The 21218-nt window shown below is 35.8% G+C and carries 19 protein-coding genes; 17 read left to right on the top strand and 2 right to left on the bottom strand.

Annotated features, from left to right (window positions below; translation table 11 throughout):
• Positions 1-720: 720 nt before the first annotated feature.
• Positions 721-1548, bottom strand: coding sequence for a DUF1361 domain-containing protein (locus SAGCYANO_RS26555; protein ID WP_202222820.1), 828 nt, complete (start codon positions 1546-1548; stop codon positions 721-723).
• 473 nt (positions 1549-2021) lie between these two features.
• Between SAGCYANO_RS26555 and SAGCYANO_RS26550 the strand changes: the two genes are divergently transcribed.
• The 16 genes from SAGCYANO_RS26550 (at position 2022) to SAGCYANO_RS26465 (ending at position 19228) form a co-directional block, all read left to right on the top strand.
• Positions 2022-3419, top strand: coding sequence for a TldD/PmbA family protein (locus SAGCYANO_RS26550; RefSeq protein WP_202222819.1), 1398 nt, complete (start codon positions 2022-2024; stop codon positions 3417-3419).
• A gap of 3571 nt (positions 3420-6990) precedes the next feature.
• Positions 6991-7491 carry an AP2 domain-containing protein gene (locus SAGCYANO_RS26545; protein WP_202222818.1) on the top strand — a complete coding sequence of 167 codons (501 nt, stop codon included), beginning with the start codon at positions 6991-6993 and terminating at the stop codon, positions 7489-7491.
• 21 nt (positions 7492-7512) lie between these two features.
• A complete protein-coding gene (locus SAGCYANO_RS26540; protein WP_202222853.1) occupies positions 7513-8694 on the top strand; it encodes an aldo/keto reductase in 1182 nt (393 codons plus the stop codon).
• A gap of 802 nt (positions 8695-9496) precedes the next feature.
• Complete coding sequence (locus tag SAGCYANO_RS26535) at positions 9497-9775, top strand: hypothetical protein (RefSeq protein ID WP_202222817.1); 279 nt, start codon at positions 9497-9499, stop codon at positions 9773-9775.
• Positions 9776-10058: 283 nt separating this feature from the next.
• The gene (locus SAGCYANO_RS26530) at positions 10059-10706 is read left to right on the top strand and encodes a tellurite resistance TerB family protein (RefSeq protein ID WP_202222816.1); all 648 of its coding nucleotides are present in this window, start codon (positions 10059-10061) and stop codon (positions 10704-10706) included.
• A 492-nt stretch (positions 10707-11198) separates the two neighbouring features.
• Positions 11199-11777: a 5-formyltetrahydrofolate cyclo-ligase gene (locus SAGCYANO_RS26525; RefSeq protein WP_202222815.1), complete on the top strand. Its 579-nt coding sequence runs from the start codon at positions 11199-11201 to the stop codon at positions 11775-11777.
• Positions 11778-12361: 584 nt separating this feature from the next.
• Positions 12362-12901: a DUF2808 domain-containing protein gene (locus SAGCYANO_RS26520; protein WP_237396715.1), complete on the top strand. Its 540-nt coding sequence runs from the start codon at positions 12362-12364 to the stop codon at positions 12899-12901.
• 35 nt (positions 12902-12936) lie between these two features.
• The gene (gene queC, locus SAGCYANO_RS26515) at positions 12937-13608 is read left to right on the top strand and encodes a 7-cyano-7-deazaguanine synthase QueC (RefSeq protein ID WP_202222814.1); all 672 of its coding nucleotides are present in this window, start codon (positions 12937-12939) and stop codon (positions 13606-13608) included.
• Positions 13609-13930: 322 nt separating this feature from the next.
• Complete coding sequence (locus tag SAGCYANO_RS26510; RefSeq protein ID WP_202222813.1) at positions 13931-14197, top strand: hypothetical protein; 267 nt, start codon at positions 13931-13933, stop codon at positions 14195-14197.
• A gap of 358 nt (positions 14198-14555) precedes the next feature.
• Complete coding sequence (locus SAGCYANO_RS26505) at positions 14556-14927, top strand: hypothetical protein (RefSeq protein ID WP_202222812.1); 372 nt, start codon at positions 14556-14558, stop codon at positions 14925-14927.
• Complete coding sequence (locus SAGCYANO_RS26500) at positions 14905-15531, top strand: IS200/IS605 family accessory protein TnpB-related protein (RefSeq protein ID WP_202222811.1); 627 nt, start codon at positions 14905-14907, stop codon at positions 15529-15531. The genes SAGCYANO_RS26505 and SAGCYANO_RS26500 overlap by 23 nt, the downstream gene beginning before the upstream one ends.
• Positions 15532-15533: 2 nt before the next feature.
• Positions 15534-15923, top strand: a complete 390-nt coding sequence (locus SAGCYANO_RS26495) for a transposase (RefSeq protein WP_237396714.1) — start codon at positions 15534-15536, stop codon at positions 15921-15923.
• Positions 15924-16324: 401 nt separating this feature from the next.
• On the top strand, positions 16325-16918 hold the full coding sequence (locus SAGCYANO_RS26485; RefSeq protein WP_202222851.1) for an IS630 family transposase: 594 nt from the start codon (positions 16325-16327) through the stop codon (positions 16916-16918).
• A complete protein-coding gene (locus SAGCYANO_RS26480; protein ID WP_307785972.1) occupies positions 16875-17156 on the top strand; it encodes a zinc ribbon domain-containing protein in 282 nt (93 codons plus the stop codon). Before SAGCYANO_RS26485 ends, SAGCYANO_RS26480 begins: the two co-directional genes overlap by 44 nt.
• A gap of 663 nt (positions 17157-17819) precedes the next feature.
• Complete coding sequence (locus tag SAGCYANO_RS26470; protein WP_202222808.1) at positions 17820-18590, top strand: DUF1350 family protein; 771 nt, start codon at positions 17820-17822, stop codon at positions 18588-18590.
• Between the two features lie 335 nt (positions 18591-18925).
• A complete protein-coding gene (locus SAGCYANO_RS26465; protein ID WP_237396712.1) occupies positions 18926-19228 on the top strand; it encodes a transposase in 303 nt (100 codons plus the stop codon).
• Here the strand turns inward: SAGCYANO_RS26465 and SAGCYANO_RS26460 are convergent.
• Complete coding sequence (locus tag SAGCYANO_RS26460; protein WP_202222807.1) at positions 19225-19719, bottom strand: ATP-binding protein; 495 nt, start codon at positions 19717-19719, stop codon at positions 19225-19227. The two genes, SAGCYANO_RS26465 and SAGCYANO_RS26460, sit on opposite strands and share 4 nt — an antisense overlap.
• Before the next feature lie 351 nt (positions 19720-20070).
• On the opposite strand from SAGCYANO_RS26460, the gene SAGCYANO_RS26455 reads away from it, so the two are divergent.
• Complete coding sequence (locus SAGCYANO_RS26455; protein WP_202222850.1) at positions 20071-21204, top strand: PP2C family protein-serine/threonine phosphatase; 1134 nt, start codon at positions 20071-20073, stop codon at positions 21202-21204.
• Positions 21205-21218: the final 14 nt, after the last annotated feature.

Genomic DNA, 21218 nt, shown 5'->3' with positions numbered 1-21218 from the left:
TAATTTTAACTATGTCCATCTATAGCTAATTCAAGCTACTGATATTTACTAAATAAGTAATGAAGTTTCCTAAAAGCAGATCGATATTTTTAAGTAGGGCAAGCTCAAAAAAAGACGTTGTTTTTTTAATCAAAAAAACAACCTAAAGGCAATTAATATAAACTTTTGAACTAATTTACAATCTGATACATAGTGCCCAAAATTTACTAATGGGACTTACACATTTTCTGGGCAGAAAAATGCTTGTTTGCACAGCATTCCGCAGGAAAAGTCACTCTAAGGCAAGGGAATTACGTCAAAGCCCTAAAAATGGCTAAAACCCTTGGTAATAAAGGAATTATACCTTTTCGACGTAAAAGCCTCTGGCTATCTATATTTGAGCCTATTTTTTGCTGCTTTTTTGTGTAAGTCCCGCTAATTAGAGTTTGCTGAATAAAGTCTTTTTGTTGAGGTAGGGAGTAGGGAGTAGGGAGTAGTTAAGAGTCATTTCAGTTATCAGTTATCAGTACCTCTGCCTGTTTGTGCAGCATTCCGGAGGAAAGTAAGAGGCTTGAAATATGGGCTCCATTCATGAGCGTGAAGGGATCAAAACCAGGTATTTCCAGCTAAAAAAGGCTAATACCTTTATATGTCAATGCCTTGAGATTTGATCGGTCACGCCCTAATTAATTATTAATTATTAATTATTAATTATTAATTATTAATTGTTGAAATATCTCACTAAAATTTTGGTGAAGCTCTAGAAATTTTTTCTGACTCTTCTTGATTTATTTGATATTGTTGCAGTAGAGCTAAAGTTACTAATTTCATTAGCCAATATAAACTCAAAATAACTATAAAAGTAATCAATATTACTAAAATAGGACGTCGGTCGAACAGGTCATTATAAACACTTTTTACCAAAGCATCAGGGTTAGTAACTATATCCCAACTATTAAAACGTTTGAACCTTCCCAAATAAATACCAATAGCAGAAAGACAATGAATAATTAACTCTATTCCCAGAATAAAATTACTCCAACCTTGTCGCTGTAAATAGTAGCCCAAATTAATTAAAGAAAGAACATAAGCTTCAAACCCAATAAACATAAATAACAAATATTGGGGAACTACTGCTAAAGTCAAAACCCATACAGAATTACTTTGACGAATATCTTGATAGAGATGAATAATATCAGTTAATACATAAGGAGCATTAGGTAAAAAAGCGATAAAAATTAATAAACCAAACCACCACAATAAAGAAGAATGCTGGGAACGACGTAATAAATATATACCTAAAACTATTAATACTAAAGTAATAGCGATCGCCGCCTCAATATTCAATTTACTGCCATAGGCCATAACTCTGTTTATATTTGGCAATAAACTAGCGCCCAGTAGTAATAACACTCCCCATCGTATAAAAATGGAGCGAGGTTTAGAAAACAACCAAAAACTCATGGCCAAAGGAAATAAAGCTAAAAATAAATTCCAAGACATGAATCTGCTATTACCTTCTAGAAATAGCCAAGCTGTGTTTATTAAATTGATTATTTCAGCTTTCATTTATAACTCAAAAATGTATATACAAGCATTCTACAATCCTAACTAAGATGAAATTAAGATTTTAAGATATTCTATAATTAGGTTCCATTGGTGTTCTATACAAACATTTATTATTATAAATAATCGCCGAACGAGCTACTATAAGCCAGAAGTAACATTTTCAAGTAAGAAAGTGAATAATAACTACAAATTTTCATCAAATTTATTTGATTCAATAACAACTAATATATAAGCATTCAGCTATTAGCAGTCAGCTCGAGCGCAATAAAAATGAATGAAGCAAGCACTTGCTTAACTTCTACTACTACATTTTTAAACAAAGAATTGAAGCAAAAGAATAACGAGCTTAAATTGTCCACTAAAGGTAATAAAGCTGTTTGCGCAGCATGACCTAGGAATAGCTGATAGCTGACCGCTGTTTGCGCAGCATTCCGCAGGAAATGCTTAAACTAATATCAGCATAACAATAGATAATGGCTATAAAACTCACAAAAAATAATTCTCTTCTAGAGCAATTACAAAATAAAATTTATAATTACCATAACCATGTCGATTATCTAGAAATTCGCCTAGAACAAAGTGAATCAACTACTATTTCATTTTATGGCCTACAATTAAATACAATTAACTCTCATTTTTCCCTTGCCGGAGGTATTCGCGCTTGCCACAAAGGAGGATGGAGCTTCGTTACTTTCAACAATATTTCAGAACTATCAAATAGAATCGAAGAAGCAATTTCTCACGCTTATTTAGTAGGAAAAAAAACTACTCAATTATCTCCCATTGAACCTATTCAAGATTATGTAGCAGTCAAATTTGGCCACGACCCCCGTGGCATATCTTTAGCAGAAAAACGACAATTAATTGAAACCTACAATCAGTTATTGCTAGATTTCGACCCTCGAATTCAGGCCACAAATGTCAATTATCGCGATCGCTTTGCCATTACTTATTTTGTGAATTCTATCGGCAGTTACATAGCACAAGAACGCCTAGATGTCAATGGCAAATTTAGAGCCATGACTTGTGGAGAAGGCAGTTTAGTTAAACAGGGCATCAAATCTATCAGTTCTCGTACAGATTATAACACTCTCTGCCACATTGACAAACAAGTTATCAGAGCAGCAGAACAGGCCATCCGTCAACTAGAGGCAAAACCCGTTAAAGGTGGACAATATACTGTTTTGTTAGACCCTCATCTGGCAGGTGTATTTATTCACGAAGCTTTTGGCCATCTTTCTGAGGCAGACTCTATTTATGAGAACTCCCAGATGGAAGAGTTACTGAAATTAGGTAAACCAATAGGTACAGAAAAGTTGAATGTAATAGATGATGCCACTATTGATGGTTTAAGTGGTTCTATCAAATATGATGATGAAGGTGTTCCTGGACAGCGCAAATATTTAATTAAAAATGGAGTATTAACAACTCATCTGCATAATCGAGAAACTTCTGGAAAAATGAGAGAAGCACCTACAGGAAATGCTAGAGCTATAAATGCAATGTATCCACCTATTGTCAGAATGACCAATACAGCTATTGAAACAGGCGATCGCCCTGTTGAGGAAATGATTAAAGATATCGATCGAGGGGTTTATGCCATAGGAAGTCTAGGTGGCCAAACCAACGGAGAAATGTTTACATTTGCTGCGGCAGAAGGTTATATGATTCGTAATGGAAAAATTGCAGAAGCTGTCAGTAATGTTACTTTGACAGGGAATGTATTTCAAACTCTCAAAGATATTGAAGCGATCGGTAATGATTTTACTTACAGTAGTGGTAGTTGTGGTAAAGCAGGTCAAGCACCTTTGCCTGTAAGTATTGGCAGTCCTCACTTGATGATTAAAAATGTAGTAGTTGGAGGACATTAGTCAAAAGTCAAAAGTCAAAAGTTAAAAGTCAAAAGTTAAAAGTTAAAAGTTATATTTTAGGTACTTAAAATCCACATTCCGTACTTCAATTTGCAACATCAAAAGTAGTATAAAAATACGTAGTTTGGTAGGTATTTATACTATATAAATTATCTTCATTTACCTAGATCGGGAGTCAAATGCTCAGATTACTTATGGCAGCATAAATACTTAAAGTTAAAAGTCAAAAGTTAAAAGTCAAAAGTTAAAAGTTAAAAGTTAAAAGTTATATTTTAGGTACTTAAAACCCACATTTCGTACTTCAATTTGCAACATCAAAAGTAGTATAAAAATACGTAGCTTGGTAGGTATTTATACTATATAAATTATCTTCATTTACCTAGATCGGGAGTCAAATTCTCAGATTACTTATGGCAGCATAAATACTTAAAGTTAAAAGTCAAAAGTTAAAAGTCAAAAGTCAAAAGTTAAAAGTTAAAAGTTATATTTTAGGTACTTAAAACCCACATTTCGTACTTCAATTTGCAACATCAAAAGTAGTATAAAAATACGTAGCTTGGTAGGTATTTATACTATATAAATTATCTTCATTTACCTAGATCGGGAGTCAAATTCTCAGATTACTTATGGCAGCATAAATACTTAAAGTTAAAAGTCAAAAGTTAAAAGTCAAAAGTCAAAAGTTAAAAGTTAAAAGTTATATTTTAGGTACTTAAAACCCACATTTCGTACTTCAATTTGCAACATCAAAAGTAGTATAAAAATACGTAGCTTGGTAGGTATTTATACTATATAAATTATCTTCATTTACCTAGATCGGGAGTCAAATTCTCAGATTACTTATGGCAGCATAAATACTTACTGAATCCTTGACTCCTATTGATCGCTATAATTTTCTTCTTATTTCTTATTTCTTATACCATTTCTCAAAAAGAATGCTATGTATGATGGGGTGGGGACCCACCCCTCGCCCCTCCTCCGCTGGAGGGGAAGTGTGGGAAGTGTGGGAGGTGGGGGAGGGGTTAAAAGTAGGAAAAATCTATACTAACCGATTAATAATTGTCAAAAAAAGACTTTGAATCTTGGCAAATATTTGACTGTTGAAGTAGAACTGAAGTATAGCATTGCTTTTGAGAATTGGTATTATTTCTTATTTCTTATTTCTTACTTCTTACTTCTTACTTTTAACTTCTTACTTTTAACTGACAGCAATTTCTCCAAATCGTAGATGAAAGTTACTACGTTGATATTGCAAAATTTATTCTACTTGGTTTCCTGTGATTAAACCAGCTTGTTGTAATAACTGTCCTATGGGTTTTGACAGTTCCTGTTTTTGAGAATATTTATTTGTACTCTGCTTTTTCATATAACTTGAAATTTTTTCAAATTAATAACTTTAATTCTTCTTATCTAATACCTTTTAGCAGCTACCACAGCTACAAAAAAATCATCTCTAAATTTACCTGACTTGGCTCATTATTTATTTTACTTACTAGATAACAAATTTAACCGAAATAAATATCAGACATTATTTATTGAGTAACACAAAAATATCAAAATCATGTGACAAATTTGCTGTATTTTACTATTATTCTGTATTTTTGATGTAAGCATTTCCTGCGGACTGCTGCGCAAACAGCTATTAGCTGTCAGCTATCAGCAACAAAATTTTCTCCTTAAGGACAGTGTTTAAATTAACAACTGACTTTAAGGGCAAGGGAAGTAATTTTTGTAGTAAGATAATTAAATATTGCTTTGATCCTAAACTAAAAGCAATAGCTGAAGTCCGCAGTTCCGACCATAGGAGGCTAGCTGATGGCTGACTGCTGAATGCTTACTTTTTGATAGGGTTAATCAAGTTTATTTTTTATTAAATTATAATAATTGCTAAATTTGCGTATTTTTCACAATTTTCTTTTTCATCAACTAATCAATATTGATTGCTATATCATCTGGTCAAACAAAAATAGTAAGCATTTCCTGTGGAATGCTGCGCAAACAGCTATTAGCACTCAGAAATCAGCTTTTTTTGTGAAGGAATTAAACACATTTATTATGGATAATTAAGGTTTTTATATTTGCTTTAACTAGCGATCGGTGCTTCAGCATTTGAGCTTTTTGCTTTTTGACCTTGGCTTTATACCCCGGCAACCCCAAGCGCCTGCTAGTTGAGTCGGGGTTGCTCATCTCCTCCTCAACGTCAAAAAAAGTCCTAATGCTAAGTGCTGAGTGCTGAGTGCTATTTCAACCATACTGAAGTAAGAATTTTAGGCGTTGGTGAAAAGAGGTATGATATCTTGTCCGGATAAGAGCGCGAACAAAAAACTCTCTCCTTCTACTACTCTTTCTTCTTCTGTCTTCTCTACTGACTCCTTAATAATTAAGGTTAATATCATACACGCGCTTCACCAACGCCGAATTTTAGTATTTCAATCTAATATCATGTTCGGATAATCAGTGATCAAAAAAATTTATCCCTTTTAACCTTTTCTTCCCTTCTGCCATCTGCCTCCAGCATAGCTGCCTTCCTTCCTACAAAGTGTAAGTATTCAACTGAACATGATATAACTTCCTGGATATAAACAAGCTCATGCCTGAAGTCCGCAGTTCCGACCACAGGAGGCTAGCTGACGGCTGGCAAGCTCCGCATTCCGCAGGAAATGCTTACCAAAAATATTAAATAAATTATGACATATCAAACAATATATAATTATGAGATTATTGATTACTCAACCTACCATATATATTAAACTCAATATTTTTCAGGAGATCGAGTATGAAGTTAAGGTTCATATTGAGCAAAAGTACTTAATCTCATAAATTTCAAAATTCATATTTTTTCATTTTTTAAAAAAATAACAAGTTAATTTTACAGTCAAAAACTTCAGGAAAAATGGGTTATAGATGGTTTAGTTAACCATAAAGTAATAGGCTTAACTACGTTTCATCCTTCTTATCTGTGCTATAGTATCTGAAGAATAATTTATGCAGCCTGATGGACAGTAGCCAACTGTAAACTTCTATTGATTTGACATCAATATAGAAAGGTGATAAGGACTATTAACAGAAGTTAGGATATTTCTACTTTTATGAAATATAATTCTATGAGTCCGCTAATTTACTTAATTTATATCTAGAAAGTGGCAAAAAAATTAAGGTGAGATTATCATTAATTTATAGATGAAGTCTTGATTAGTAGCACAAAATTATAGATAGTTTAAAAGGAGCTATAATTCGGGGGGTGATGAATAAAGAAAATCAAACTATACCTACTAAAGGATCGATAAACCAAGATTCAGTAGGCAAAAAAATTCACCATAAAAGTCATAACTTAACTTATCGACTTATAGCCATAGGCAATGAAAAAAATAAATCAACACAAATTGATTTATTAATAACAAATGGGGTGCAGTAAGACAGCTGTAGCTAGGAAGACAAAAAGTCAAATAAAACGTTCTAAAAAAACATGCATACTGTGTACTGGCCTCAAATGTTTTGCATTCTACTCTCTGATCTAAAAAAACAAGGGAGAATTATAACTTTAAATTGAAGTAATAAGAAGGCCACAAAAATGTCAAAAGAAATCTTGATTACTAGAGGGCAGATAGTAATAGTTGATGAACAAGACTATGAGGAATTATCAAAACATAAGTGGTACTTGATAGACGGGTTTGCTGCCAGAACAATTAAAAAAGATGGCAAAAGAACCACAGTTTATATGCACAGAGTGATTATGGATGCTCCCATAGGGGTATCTGTCTATCATATTAACCACAACAAGCTAGATAATCGACGAGAGAACTTACGCCTAGTCAAAGGAAGTGCGCGAATGCACAGGAGACCAAGCGTCAAACATTCATCTAAATATCGGGGAGTATACTGGTGTAAGGATAAACGAAAATGGATTGCTGAAATCAAAGTGTACAAAAAACAAATACGTTTAGGCCGCTTTGATGTAGAAAAAGATGCTGCTGTTGCTTATGACGAAGCAGCAAGAAAATATTACGGGTCCCTAGCCAGAACTAATTTTACTATGAATAATGTAGAAGTAGTAGAAGACCCCTCAATGTAAGTTCAGAAAGATTAATTAATGATGCAGTATCGACGCTTTGGGCGAACAGAATTACCAATGCCAGTATTTTCCTGCGGTGGAATGAGGTATCAATATAAATGGCAAGATGTTCCCAAAAATCAAATCCCACCAAATAATCAACAAAACTTAGAAAATACAATTCGCCGCTCCCTAGAATGCGGAATTAACCACATAGAAACTGCCCGTGGTTATGGTACATCCGAGATGCAGCTCGGAGAAATTTTACCCAAGCTACCAAGGGAAAAACTGATTGTCCAGACAAAAGTTAGCCCAAGCGCCGATCCTCAAGAATTCCAAAGTAAGTTTCAGCAGTCCCTCGAATTTTTACAACTAGAATATATAGATTTGCTAGGCATACATGGGATTAACACGTTAGAAATACTCCATCAGTCAATTAGGCCAGGAGGTTGTCTGGATGTAGCGAGAAAATTACAAAGGAAAGGCCAAGTCAGATTTGTTGGTTTTTCCACTCACGGGCCTACTGATGTCATAGTTAAAACTATAGAAACAAATGAATTTGATTATGTTAACTTACACTGGTACTACATTAATCAAAATAATTGGCCAGCAATAGAGGCCGCTAATCGTTTTGATATGGGAGTATTTATTATTAGCCCCTCTGATAAAGGAGGTAAATTGTATCAACCACCACAGAAATTAGTCGATTTATGCTATCCACTCAGCCCGATGGTGTTTAACGATCTATTTTGTTTGAGTCATCCTCAAGTGCATACATTGAGTTTAGGTGCATCACAACCAAAAGATTTTGACGAACATCTCAAAACAATCGAATTGTTAGATCGAGCTGATGAAATATTACCATCAATATTGGCAAGACTAGAGCAAGAAGCGATCGCTCAACTAGGAGAAAATTGGTTTAATACTTGGGACATTGGTTTGCCCTCTGTAGAAGAGACTCCTGGAAATATCAATATCCCTGTGATTTTATGGTTAAGCAATCTAGCGATCGCCTACGATATGCTCGAATACAGTAAAATGCGCTATAACTTACTAGGTAATGGTAGCCACTGGTTTCCTGGTGCAAATGCTGAACAATTAGAAAAATATGACCTGAGTAAATGTCTTGCCAATAGTCCCCATGCCGAAAAAATTCCAGATATTCTTCAAGATGCTCATCAACTATTAGGAGGAAAGCCAGTGGAACGTTTATCTAAAAGTTAGTCTATTTATTTTATTTATCAAACAGGATTGGGTCTAAAACCCCACTTTTTAAGACGAAATATTTTTGGAGGGTTGCTCAAAATAACCGTTACAAAAACAACTTCTGATTTCTGACTTCGTTAAAGCAGTCTATTTAGGTTGTGTAGAAAATGTTTTGGAATTAACAAACACTGAAGTAGGGAAAAGTGCTAATATTTTTAGACTTTAATTAGGGCTTGCTGAATAAATTTAAAAGCATTTACACGTAAAGGTTTTAGACTTTTTAGGTCTGAAATACCTTGGTTTTCAGCCCTTCATGCTCAAAGAAAGAGCGTATTTTGGGCGAGAGTAGGGCAAAAAATTCTCCCGTACGGACGCCCTTATGCAACGTCCCTACCCTACTCCCCTACTCCCCTTTTCCCCTCCTGGGAGGGGCGAGGGGTGGGTCCCCTACTCCTTAAAAAGACTTTTGAGCGCAAACCCTAATTAGTTATTAGTTATCTATAATTTTAAATTTTTGACCAAAAAGATGGTCTCAAGCCTCTCCTTTCCAGGCTATGAAAAAAGTAAACTTCAGTATTTTAAACCTCTGGCTTTAGTGGTCGGTACTGATAACTGAAATGACAGATTCTGTACTGATAACCGAATAATATCATGTCCGGATAATCAGTTATAAAAAACCTTTTCCCTTCTAATCTTTTCTTTCTTTCTGCCTCCAGCCTCCAGCATAGCTGCCTTACCTTCTCCAAAGTGTAAGTATTCAACCGGACATGATATAATTAAGGTTTAAAGCCCCTCATTTAAAGGAGAAACAAGCGGTCGTTTGCTTTTGCTTTTGCTTTTGCTTCGCAAAGCTGGCGCAACGCAAAGCTGGCGCAACGCAAAGCTGGCGCAACGCAACGCTGTCGCGTTTCGCGTCAGCGGAACGGAGTTCTATCTTCGTAGCTTCCCGAAGGATGGAATGGCGTTTTGCTCCGCAACATATAAAGCGTTTGCGGTAGCATTCCGTAAGGAAAGCAGCTATGTCACTCTTCAGGTATCGGAGTCATATCCATCAGACCAAGAGAAGAAAAAATTTTCCTTTAATATCATGTCCGGATAATTAGTTATAAAAAAACTTTTTCCTTCTTCTCCTGTTGTTCTTCTTTCTTCCCTCTTTCCTTCTGACTCCTGACTTCCCCTCCCCTCCACCGGAGGGGTTAGGGAGTGGGTTGACTCCTGAGGACTCCGTAGTTATTTATTTATCACTGTTTAAGCGGACACGATATAAGTCGATTCTCTCCTTTAAAAGAAGAGGTAATTATTAATTATTAATTATTAATTATTAATTATTAATTGTTGAATATATCCATATATAATTAAAATTTGATATTCTCAAAAAATCTATGTCGTATGAACATATTTTTAACAGTAAAGTAAAATGTTCAGAGGAATTAACCCCTAATGAAGCCATCTTTGCTATTGGTTTAATGGTCATGGCAGTTGATGGTGATATTGATATGAATGAAGTAGAAATTTTAGAAGGTTTTTTACTAAGAAAAGGATTCAATGCTAAAGAAGTAGATGCAGCTAGAGAAAAAGTTTTAAGAATTATTCGTACAGAAAAAAACGAAGCATTATTTTCTGCCGCTAAACAAGCACTTCAAGATGAAAAAGAAATAGAAAATGCTTTTGATTTAGCAGTAAAAATAGCCATAGCAGATGATAAAGTAACAGAAGAAGAAAATAGTTTTGTGATAGGGTTAGCCAGTACTCTAAAAATTAGTCAGGAAAAGGTGAATAAAATAGTTGCAGACGCAACAAAGTATTATCGTAATTCTGAAAAATTAATAGAAAAAATTGACGAAATTTTATCACAATTACCTATAGGCTCTAAATACGAAGGTTATATTAATTCAACCATAGGTTTAAGATCGCTAAATATAAAAATCCGCACCCCAGATAACGAGTTAGTCATACTTAATATTGATGAAACTCGAGATGAGGCTCAAATAGAAATGGAATTGGAACCAGCTCCCCCTTGGATGCTCTAAATAGGGAGTAGGGGAGTAGGGGAGTAGGGAGTAGGGGAGTAGGGGAGATAAAGACACCTAGAAATAAAAATTTATTGCACAGTTTTAGCTGTGTCAGTCTACTACCAATAACGTTCCGTAAGTCCTAATTAATATTTATCCACTTGAAGATTTTAAATTTAATTTAACCAAAAAATTCAGGTATAAAGCCTCTCCATTCATGGAGAAAAAAGCGGTCGAGGGATGGCGAGGGGACCTCGCCATATCCAATCGACCAAGACAGCGGTCGTTTTGCTTCGCATAACTACGTTAACGCTACGCGACATGTTTGCGCAGCATGACCTAGGAAAAAGCGGAGCTTCCCGTTAGGGTGGGATAGCGAGGAAACCTGCGCCATATCCATGAGACCAAGAGAAGAAAAAAAATCCTTTGATCCAATACTCTTATTTATAACAAGAGATAATTCTAAATTCTAAATTCTAAATTCTAAATTCTAAATTCTTGAATAGATTAATGCTCAAAAAAGAACTAAGAAGCTCGCTGTTGAAAAAACGTCAGTCTATGTCAGAAACTGAATGGAGAGAAAAGAGCGATCGCCTTTGCCATCACTTACAAAATTACTCCCTATTTCAAAAAGCTCAAACTGTTTTAGCTTACTTTAGTTTTCGTCAAGAAGTAGACCTTAGTTTATTATTTACAAATAATCGAGAAAATTCAACAGTTTCTAATAAAATTTGGGGACTTCCAAGGTGTGTAAAAAAAGATTTATTTTGGCATATTTGGCAACCTGAAAGTTCTTTACAAAAAGGCAAGTATGGTATTTTAGAACCAGAATCAAATGCACCATTATTACATTCATCAGAAGTAGATTTAATTTTAATTCCTGCTGTTGCTTGTGACCTAAATGGTTATCGTTTAGGCTATGGTGGTGGTTTTTATGACCGGATGTTAAGTTCTGAAGAATGGGCATCAAAACCTACTATAGGAATTGTATTTGAATTTGCTTACTTACAACAATTACCAATAGATCCTTGGGATAGACCTCTAACTGCCGTTTGTACAGAAAATGGCGTCATTTCAGTTATCAGTTAACAGTTATCAGTACCTCCGACTAAAGCTGGAGGCTTTAAATACTGAATTGAATATTTTTTCATTCCCTTAAAAGGGGAGGCTTTAGAAGTCATTTTTGGGGTTGCACATTATGGAATAATGCTGCAAAAAATTGGCTTGGACTTTGACTAAAAACTATTAACTAATCATTTTAGTAATTCACCAATTCCAAATTCAGGCATCCAAAATCTAGAATCATTCGTCACTGTGCAACGCCTCATTTTTTGGTAAAACAGATAATGTATAACAGGCAATAGACATTTTCATAAAAGAAGGAATAAGTAATAGGCAATAGGAGGAAATAATTGATAATTTATAAAAAAGAGTGCTTAACTTAGGTGACACTTCAATTATTAATAGGACTTATGCTGATGATGAACCTCAGACAGGGAAATATTTTTCCTCCTGTTCCCTCTCTTAGTGCGCGTTCCCTCTCTTGGTCGGCGTTCCCTCTCTTGGTCGGCGTTCCGCAAGCGAGCTGGCGTCGTCGCGGGTTCCGACCGCTTGCGTCTGACACCGACGCGGGGTCGCACCGCTGTTCCCTGTTCACTGTTCCCTGGTATAAATTGAAAATTGTCTCCTTCTTCTTTGTTCTTTGTTACTTCTTGGTGACTCCTACTTTAGCAATTCAGACAAAAGATGGTACAGTTTATTTTGCTCAACCACCTCGCTTACTTAAAGCAGTCACTACCCGCAGTGAAACCTATGTTTGGAGTGCAACCTATTACTTTACTCTCAGTTTATTGCCTGATGCTGGTGTGCCACTAGAACGAGTAACAATTACCGAAACTGAAGGATCTGGCAATATCCGATATAACCCAAAGAAAATTATTGCCTTTGAAGGAACCCATCGCCAGAAAGGACAGCAACTGGCAGTTGGGGAAGTGGCAGTCGATCAGGAAACTAATACTGTGTCAGTAACCTTTGACCCTCCAGTACCCCCAGGCAAAACTTTTACCATAGGTTTGCGTCCAGTGCGGACTCCTAAGTATGGGGGTATATATTTATTTGGAGTAACTGCTTTTCCGGTTGGAGAAAAATCATCTGGTCATTTTCTTGGCTATGGTAGACTTCATTTTTACGACAGTTCTAATAGTTATGATTAAAAGATATTACCATTACCAAAAAATATAGAAGAATAGTGAAAGCAGTTATTTTATTATCAGGAGGATTAGATTCCTCAACAGTTTTGTACCAAGCAAAAGCAGATGGTTGTGAATGTTATGCTATTTCCTTTGACTACCAACAACGCCATCGTCGAGAGTTAGACTCAGCCCAAAAAATTGCTGAAAGTGTGGGTGTAGTAGAACATCATGTTGTCAGTTTTGACCTCAGACTATGGGGAGGGTCCGCATTAACTGATAATCAAATTGATTTACCAAGCGATCGCTCTGTCGATGAAATGTCGCAAAATATCCCTATTACTTATGTTCCAGCGCGTAATACTATTTTTCTGAGTTTTGCCCTCGCTTATGCTGAAGCTGTCAATGCGAGTCGGGTTTATATTGGGGTAAATGCTTTAGACTATTCGGGTTATCCTGACTGTCGTCCAGACTATATTCAGGCAATGCAAGAAGTTTTTCGTTTGGGAACTAGACAGGGGAGAGAGGGAGAGGCGATCGCTATTGTTTCCCCACTTATTGATATGAAAAAAACCGAAATTATTCAACTGGGGAATAGTTTAGGAGTACCTTGGGAAAAAACTTGGTCATGTTATGCAGGTGAAGAAAAACCTTGTGGTATATGTGATTCTTGTCGGTTGCGGTTAGCTGCTTTCCAGGAGTTGGGATTAAAAGATCCATTGTCTTATTAAAAATCTTTGGTCATAAGGGTGAATATCTAGAGGAAATTTAAGTTTTTTTCAGACTTTTTAGCTCTCCTCCCTCTTCCCTCTTTCCCTTGATAAACCCTAAGACAGGAAAATGTTTTTCCTACTGTTGCTTGCTAACACCAAAAAATATGGACTATCCTAGACAAACATCTACAAAATGTCTAGGATATTACACAATGGCAAATAGGTAGAAAAATTAGGAACCAGACACGAAACTTGAGTTCATGTCAAAGCAAAGCGCAAATATTATTGACACAAAAAGACAAGCTGTGCTAACTTTGAGTAAAGTAATTCAATGTGAGTAATGGCCAAATCTCACGGTTCCTTGACAGGAATAGAAGCTAAAATTGAATACCATCCTGCATTTGAGGAACTCGGAGCATTATATGAATCCTGGAAACGTTCTGCTGTTAACTGGATGCAAACTGAGAAATTATCAGAATCAGAACTAGAAAAGCGTCTGATGAAGCAGTTTAACATTCAATGGGCATGGGCTGACTCAATCGCTACTGAAGCACGAACATGTTTAAACCAATTAAAAACAGCTAAAAAAACCATTATTCTAAATTAGAGTTACAAATCCAAGCTAAAACAACTGCGACAAAAAACTCATCATTAAACTAGAAAAAACATTAAAATTAGCAACAAAAAAAGGTTTTCCACATATACAAGCTCGAAAGAAATTTTGTCATCAATTACTGGGTTTAAAAAGTAAAATTCAGAAAATAGCTAGTCTGAAACGAAAATTAAAGAAGTTAAATTCTACAGAACGTTTACATATTTGTTTTGGTTCACAGAAATTATTTAACGCTCAACATAATTTAGCAGAAAATGGATATGAAACCCAAGAGGAATGGAGTGTAGATTGGAGTAAGAAACGGTCAGGCAGATTTTTCTGTGTGGGAAAATCTCAGCCAGGGGGTGGAACTATGATCAAAGTTTTCCCATTAAAAGAGGATGGGTTATATCAATTACAAGTTCAACTACCGAGACCATTACAGGATAAATATGGTCAAAAAATACAGTTAGAATTTTCTGTTTCAGATAGAAATGGCAGATATAGAGCAACAGATTTAGATTATGCCATAAATAGTTTAAAACCAATCACAATTTCTATTTTTCGTAGAGAACACAAACAGGATAATTGGTATGTACATCTTTCAACTTATGTACCAGAAATACCAGTAGTTCATACAAGAAAAAATGGTTGTCTTGGTATTGATTTTAATGCTGATTCAATTTCAGTTACTTATGTGAAGTGGGATGGTAACATTGAATATGCCCGAAGAAATTCCGTATAAATGGAAAAATCAAACTACAGGGCAACGACAAGCAACTATGAGGAATATTGTCGCGACTATTGTCAAATTAGCAGATTTTTTTGAGTGCGCTATTGCTATTGAGTCTCTGGATTTTACCAAGAAAAAAGCAAAGATGAGTGAGGAAAGTAAAATTTATAATGCAATGCTTTCCAACTTGTCTACAGGAATGTTTAGAGAAGCTTTAGAGTCACGTTGTAGAAGATTTGGAGTTGAATTAATAAAAGTTAACCCTGCTTTTACTAGCGTGATAGGAATGATTAATTACATGGCTAAATATGGCCTGAATAGTGGCACTGCTGCAGCTTTAGTAATTGGCCGTAGAGCCTTAAAGTTATCAGAAAAAATCCCGCAGTGTTTGTTGAGACCGGAGGATGTCAACAAACATGATTGGAGTCATTGGAGGCGAGTTGCTAGTTTTATGAAACTACATCGTATTCGCCGGACTCAACTTTTTCAAGGTCGGAAAGCCCTTGAGGGTATCCTAACCCATAGCTTGTGGGTGGAACATCAACTTTCACAGCAAGTACACATTGAAACGGGTGAGCCACGAAATCATTTGCACTCACCGATGGCAAATGTCTAGCTTTGTCTAGTTTTCAAGAAGGTGTTCCCTTACAAGCGTATCAAAAATTTGAAGCCAAGTTGTCTAGGCTGCAATACCTAAATCGTCATAAACAGGTGGGCTCTGCTAATTGGAGAAAAGCACAACTTAAGATAGCTAGGTTGCATAGAAAAGTAGCAAACATCCGTCAAGACGCACTTCATAAACTGACAACATATTTAGCCAAGAACCACAACCCACCCCCATCCCCTCCCGGGAGGGGAGCTAGAGGGGTGGGTGAAGATTTGAATGTCAGAGGAATTTTAGCTAATCATAAACTAGCTAAATCAATAGCCAACCAAGGATTTTATGAATTTCACCAGACAGCTTACAGCGCTTTTCAGATGAGTGAACCACAAAAGTGTAAAATGTAACTAAAGACAAAATAGTTATCTAGAGCGATCGCCAAACGAAAAAATGGCCAGACCATATTCACCAGATTTACGTCTTCGTGTGATTAGAGCCTATCAAAACAAAGAAGGTTCTCAACGTCAAATAGCACAAAGATTTCAAGTTAGTTTGACTTTTGTCCGTAATTTCAGAGCGGCATTATCGAAACACAGGAACTGTGAATCCAAAACAACATGGAGGAGGACCCAAGACTAAAATTGAAAATTATTTTGATTTTTTAATGAGCGCAGAAAATTCAACAAAAACCAGATATTTTACTTTGTGAATTATGCCAGTATTTTCAAAGTAAGACAGGAGTAAAAGTTAGTGTATCAACAATGTATCGAACGCGTGAAAAAACTCAATATAACTAGAAAAAAAAAGTATTTGTGCTTCGGAACAAGAGAGAGAAGATATTAAGCAAAAACGCTACGAATATCGAAAATGGTTGGATTTAATAGATATACATAATTTAGTATTTGTTGATGAATCAGGGGTTAATTTAGGCATGACTCGTGCTTATGGCAGAGGAACAAGAGGAGAAAGAGTAGTCACAAATACTCCTAGAAATCGAGGTCGCAATACAAGTGTATTAGGGGCATTAAGTATAGATGGTTTAATTGCATCAATGACAGTAATTGGCAGTACAAATAAAAAAATATTTGAAGTATATATTGAACAAATTTTAGTACCTCAATTATGGCCTGGAGCAATTGTATTGATGGATAATTTAAGTATTCATAAAGGGCCAAGAATTGAAGAATTAATTAACTCAGCAGGAGCAAAATTAATATTTTTACCAGCTTACTCTCCAGATTTGTCACCTATAGAATTATGCTGGTCAAAATTTAAAAATTTCCTCCGTTCTTATGAGGCCCGAACTTCAGAACAATTGGATCGAGTTATTAGTTTAGCGATCGCTCAAATAACTGAAGATGATGCCGTGGGTTGGTTTGAACATTGTGGTTTATTCATATGAAAACCGCTGTAAATACAAGTGCCAATGGTACGGTTGTAAGCTAGTAGTAGTAGATAGATTCTTTCCATCATCAAAGACTTGTTCTAACTGTGGTCATGTTCAAGACATGCCCTTGCATCTGAGAACTTATGACTGCAAGAAGTGTGGGTTGTCAATCTTATTGAGATTTAAACGCCAGTATAAATTTAAGAAATGCGGTCGGCTCGACCGTGAATGCCTGTGCATGAATGCCTGTTGATGAGTAACCGCCGACGGCCTCACAAGAAGCAGGAAGTAAACAGTCTCCTAGGTCGGAGCTACGCTATCGGGTTGTTAGGTTATGTAACGCTTTGTATCAGTTTTATGGAGCAGTCGGTAGTTTTGTTGCGAATGTCGCAATAGAAGTTTTTACTTAGGGCTTGCTGATTAACTATCAAAAGATTGACAGATAAAGGTTTCAGCCTTATTAGATTGCAAAAAAGTGCCAGCTTTTCGGTCAAGAAAGCTCAAAAAGTTAAAATTTTGTGCAAGAGTTGGGCAGAAAAATTAAGGGATAATTCTTCCAACTACATCTTTTGTAATTCCCATTCATTCTGACTCCTGACTCCTGACTCCTGACTCCTCCCTTTTCCAAAAGACTTTTTCAGCAAACCCTACTTAGGAATTTCCCAGAAATCAATTATCTGAGAGTATTTAAAAATAAAAATTAAAAATAAATATACGGATTAACTAATTAAACCTGTCAAATCCTACCAATTTCCCTTAAAATTTTATTAATGGCTATTACAATTTTATAAAAAAATAATACCGTTTTAGATTTTTGTGTTCTAATTTTTTTCTTTTAAACACAAAATAATGCTTCAACTTTATTATCACTAAATATTGTAATTGTCAAGAAAAAAAACTTTTATAGTTTTGAATTATGGAATGGCAAGAAAATTCTGGTAATTGGGTACTAATACCTTCTCGCCCCAAAGCAGTCATACATTTTTTGGGGGGAGCGTTTGTTGCAACTGCACCCAATGTAACTTATCGGTGGTTATTGGAAATGCTAGCAAATCAAGGATATGCAGTAATAGCCACTCCTTTTGTCAATACTTTAGATCATTTAGCAATGGCTAAAAATGTTCTTAGCAGTTTTGATAACTGTCTCAATCTTATTTATGCTCAAAGAATACTGCGAAAAAAAAGTCTACCTATATATGGCATTGGGCATAGCATGGGATGTAAGTTACATTTACTAATAGGTAGCTTATTTTCTCTAGAAAGAGCTGGAAATATTTTGATATCCTTTAATAATTCCGCAGCTCGTGATGCAATACCCTTGGTGGAGCAGATATCTCCTGTTATGAAAGTAGAATTTACTCCATCTCCTAAGATCACAAACCGCCTAATTCAAAAGCGTTATCAAATTCGGCGTAATTTATTGATTAAATTTAAAGACGATGATATAGATCAAACTCTTCGTTTGAGTGATTTGTTAAGATTACGTTTTCCCGATATGGTGACAGTTAAAAGATTAAATGGAAACCATTTAACACCTTTGGGTCAAGATATAAGTTGGCCTGTCGGAAAAATATATACTCCTGTAGATGCGATCGGTCAATGGCTAAAACAAGAAATTTATCGAGACCTCAATCAACTTAAACATGAAATTTTGCTTTGGCTGAACCCATTGGCACAAATATCATAGCTTTACCGAAAAATTGTGGGTATGCGCCTCCCCTTTTAAGCTTTCCCCGATCAGGAACTCCTGAAAACCCTGTAGGGATTGTGGGAGGTGTGGGGAGTCAGAATCTTGTCTACAGTTCTCAAAAAATGTATTTTTCATACACTTTTCTCAAGAAAAAGCCTTTCAAAGACTTATACATAACTTGTCTATTTTGTCAAATTTTATGTTAAGAAAGATGTTTATAAAGCCTCCCCTTTTAAGGGGATAAAAAGCGGTCGAGAGATGGCGTTAGTAGAGCTGCTCTGTCAAGAGCGGTACTGATAAAAGATGCAGGATGGGGACAATTCCTTTCTATTTTGACTGTCAAAGCCGGAAATGCTGGAGGTGAAAACTATAGGGTGAAACCCAAAAATACTAGCCAAGATTGCTCAAATTGTGGTGAAAAAGTCGATAAAGAATTAAATATACGAACTCATTCTTGCCCACATTGCGGTGTTGGGATTGACCGCGATGTTAACGCGGCAATAAATATAAAGAATAGGGCGGTAGGGCATTCCGTTCTTAAAGCACGCCCTTGCCCGATGCAATGGCAGGGCTACGAAACGAGAAGCCCACACTATAATAGTGCCAACGAACGTGTGGGAGTATGTCATATTTAGCTGTCACTATCAGAAGTTTCATTTTTTTCTTTGGGATATGGCCAATAACTTTTACTGATTAACAAACAATTCCGATTTTCGGAAGTACTCCGGGTATAACTAATATTGTCTGCTATCGCATACATAAGTTTTATACCCCGTCCACCAGGAGCAAATATATCTGTTTGAGCTGGTTGTGCTTTTAACCATTCTGCTAAGTCAAAAGGCAGACCAAAATCCCAAATTCTAATTTCTATGTGGTCGCTGAACATTGTAACTTCAATGTCTATAAGTGTTTCTCTAGATAAATCTTTATGGGCATGACGGGCTGCATTAGTAAAACCTTCAGCCAAAGCCAGCTCACACTGTAGCCAAACTGTTTTCGGAATAGTTGGTTGATACAATTGCTCAAACCATGACAAAACTTTGTCGTTTTCTCTAAGGTCTGAACTAACTTGTAAAAAAGCACTACGTTTCGTAGGTAATTTATCAGATCTTTTTACTTTATCCACACTTACTTTCTTAAATTTATTACATAATATTTTAGGTATATCCTAAGCTATATTGTAAAGTATATGTATAAAATTTATGTAAATAATTTAAAAGAAGGAAGAAGGTCGATCAAAAAAGGGATTCGATCCCAATGTAAGATTGAAGACCACCAATTTTTAAAAGGCGTGGGAGAATTAAACCCAATATCTGCAAAATGAAGGAAGTAAGAAAAGAAAAAAATATTAACACTTTACTTATATCCTTCCTCCTGCTGCTTTTGAACGAAGCGAGTTGAAATAAAAACTCCTGTTGGTCTACTCACTTTTATGTTGGCTTTAGCCGAAACAGTGAATTGTTTAACTGAGTGCATGATGTATAAAATTTTGGTTATTGATGATGATATTGCCATTCAGGAATTGCTCAAAAGAGCTCTCCAGAAACAGGGTTATGAAGTGACAGTAGCAAGTAATGGTGAAGATGGTTTTCAACAGGCACAAAATTTACAACCTGCTTTGATTATCTGTGACTGGATCATGCCAATACTCACAGGAATAGAAGTATGCAGCCGAGTTAAAGCAGATTCTGAGCTATCTACTACTTTCTTCATTTTATTAACTTCTTTAGGAACGGTTCAAGATCAAGTTAAAGGTTTGGACGCAGGTGCTGATGATTTTATTTCTAAACCAATAGAAATGAGTGAATTGACAGCCAGAGTCAGAGCTGGGTTGCGATTACATCAGCTATCTCAAGACTTACAAACCCAAAAGCAACTACTAGAAGCAGAATTAGCTGAAGCTGCTGATTATGTGCGCTCCCTTCTGCCAGAACCTTTAATGGAACCAGTAAAAGTTGAATCACAGTTTATTCCTTCTCGCAAATTAGGAGGAGACTGCTTTGATTATTATTGGTTGGACGAAAATTACTTGGCTGTGTATTTACTGGATGTAGCAGGACATGGTTTACGGGCCGCACTTCCTTCTGTTTCAGTTTTGAATTTATTAAGATCGAAGGCAATACCGAATATAGATTACCATCAACCTAGTGATGTACTTAGAGCTTTAAATAACACTTACCAGATGACTTATCAAAATGATAAATACTTTACAATCTGGTATGGGGTATATAATCGCTCTGAGAATCAACTGGTATATGCAAGTGCTGGTCATCCTCCGGCTGTTTTAATTTTAGGTAATGGTCAGCTTAGTCAAGTGAATAAGTTGAAAACTCCAGGAATGCCTATTGGTATGTTTCCAGATGTGACTTATGTCGATCATTCTTGTGTAGTTGAGAAGTTTAGTTCTCTGTATATCTTTAGTGATGGTGTTTATGAAATTCCTCAACCAGGAGGAGAAATCTGGGGTATAGATAACTTTATCAATCTAATTTTAGAGTACCATAAATACGGTTATTTTCATCTAGATAAGATCTTAAACTATGTGCGAGATTTGAATTGTGGTAATGCTTTTAGTGATGATTTTTCTTTACTGAAAGTGATTTTTGGTTAGCTTGCTGATATAAG

The organism is Okeania sp. KiyG1 (genome assembly GCF_014132355.1).
In the GTDB taxonomy this organism is placed as follows: Bacteria; Cyanobacteriota; Cyanobacteriia; order Cyanobacteriales; family Microcoleaceae; genus Okeania.
Note: the sequence above shows the minus strand (reverse complement) of the source record. Positions and strands in the feature narration are given on the sequence as shown.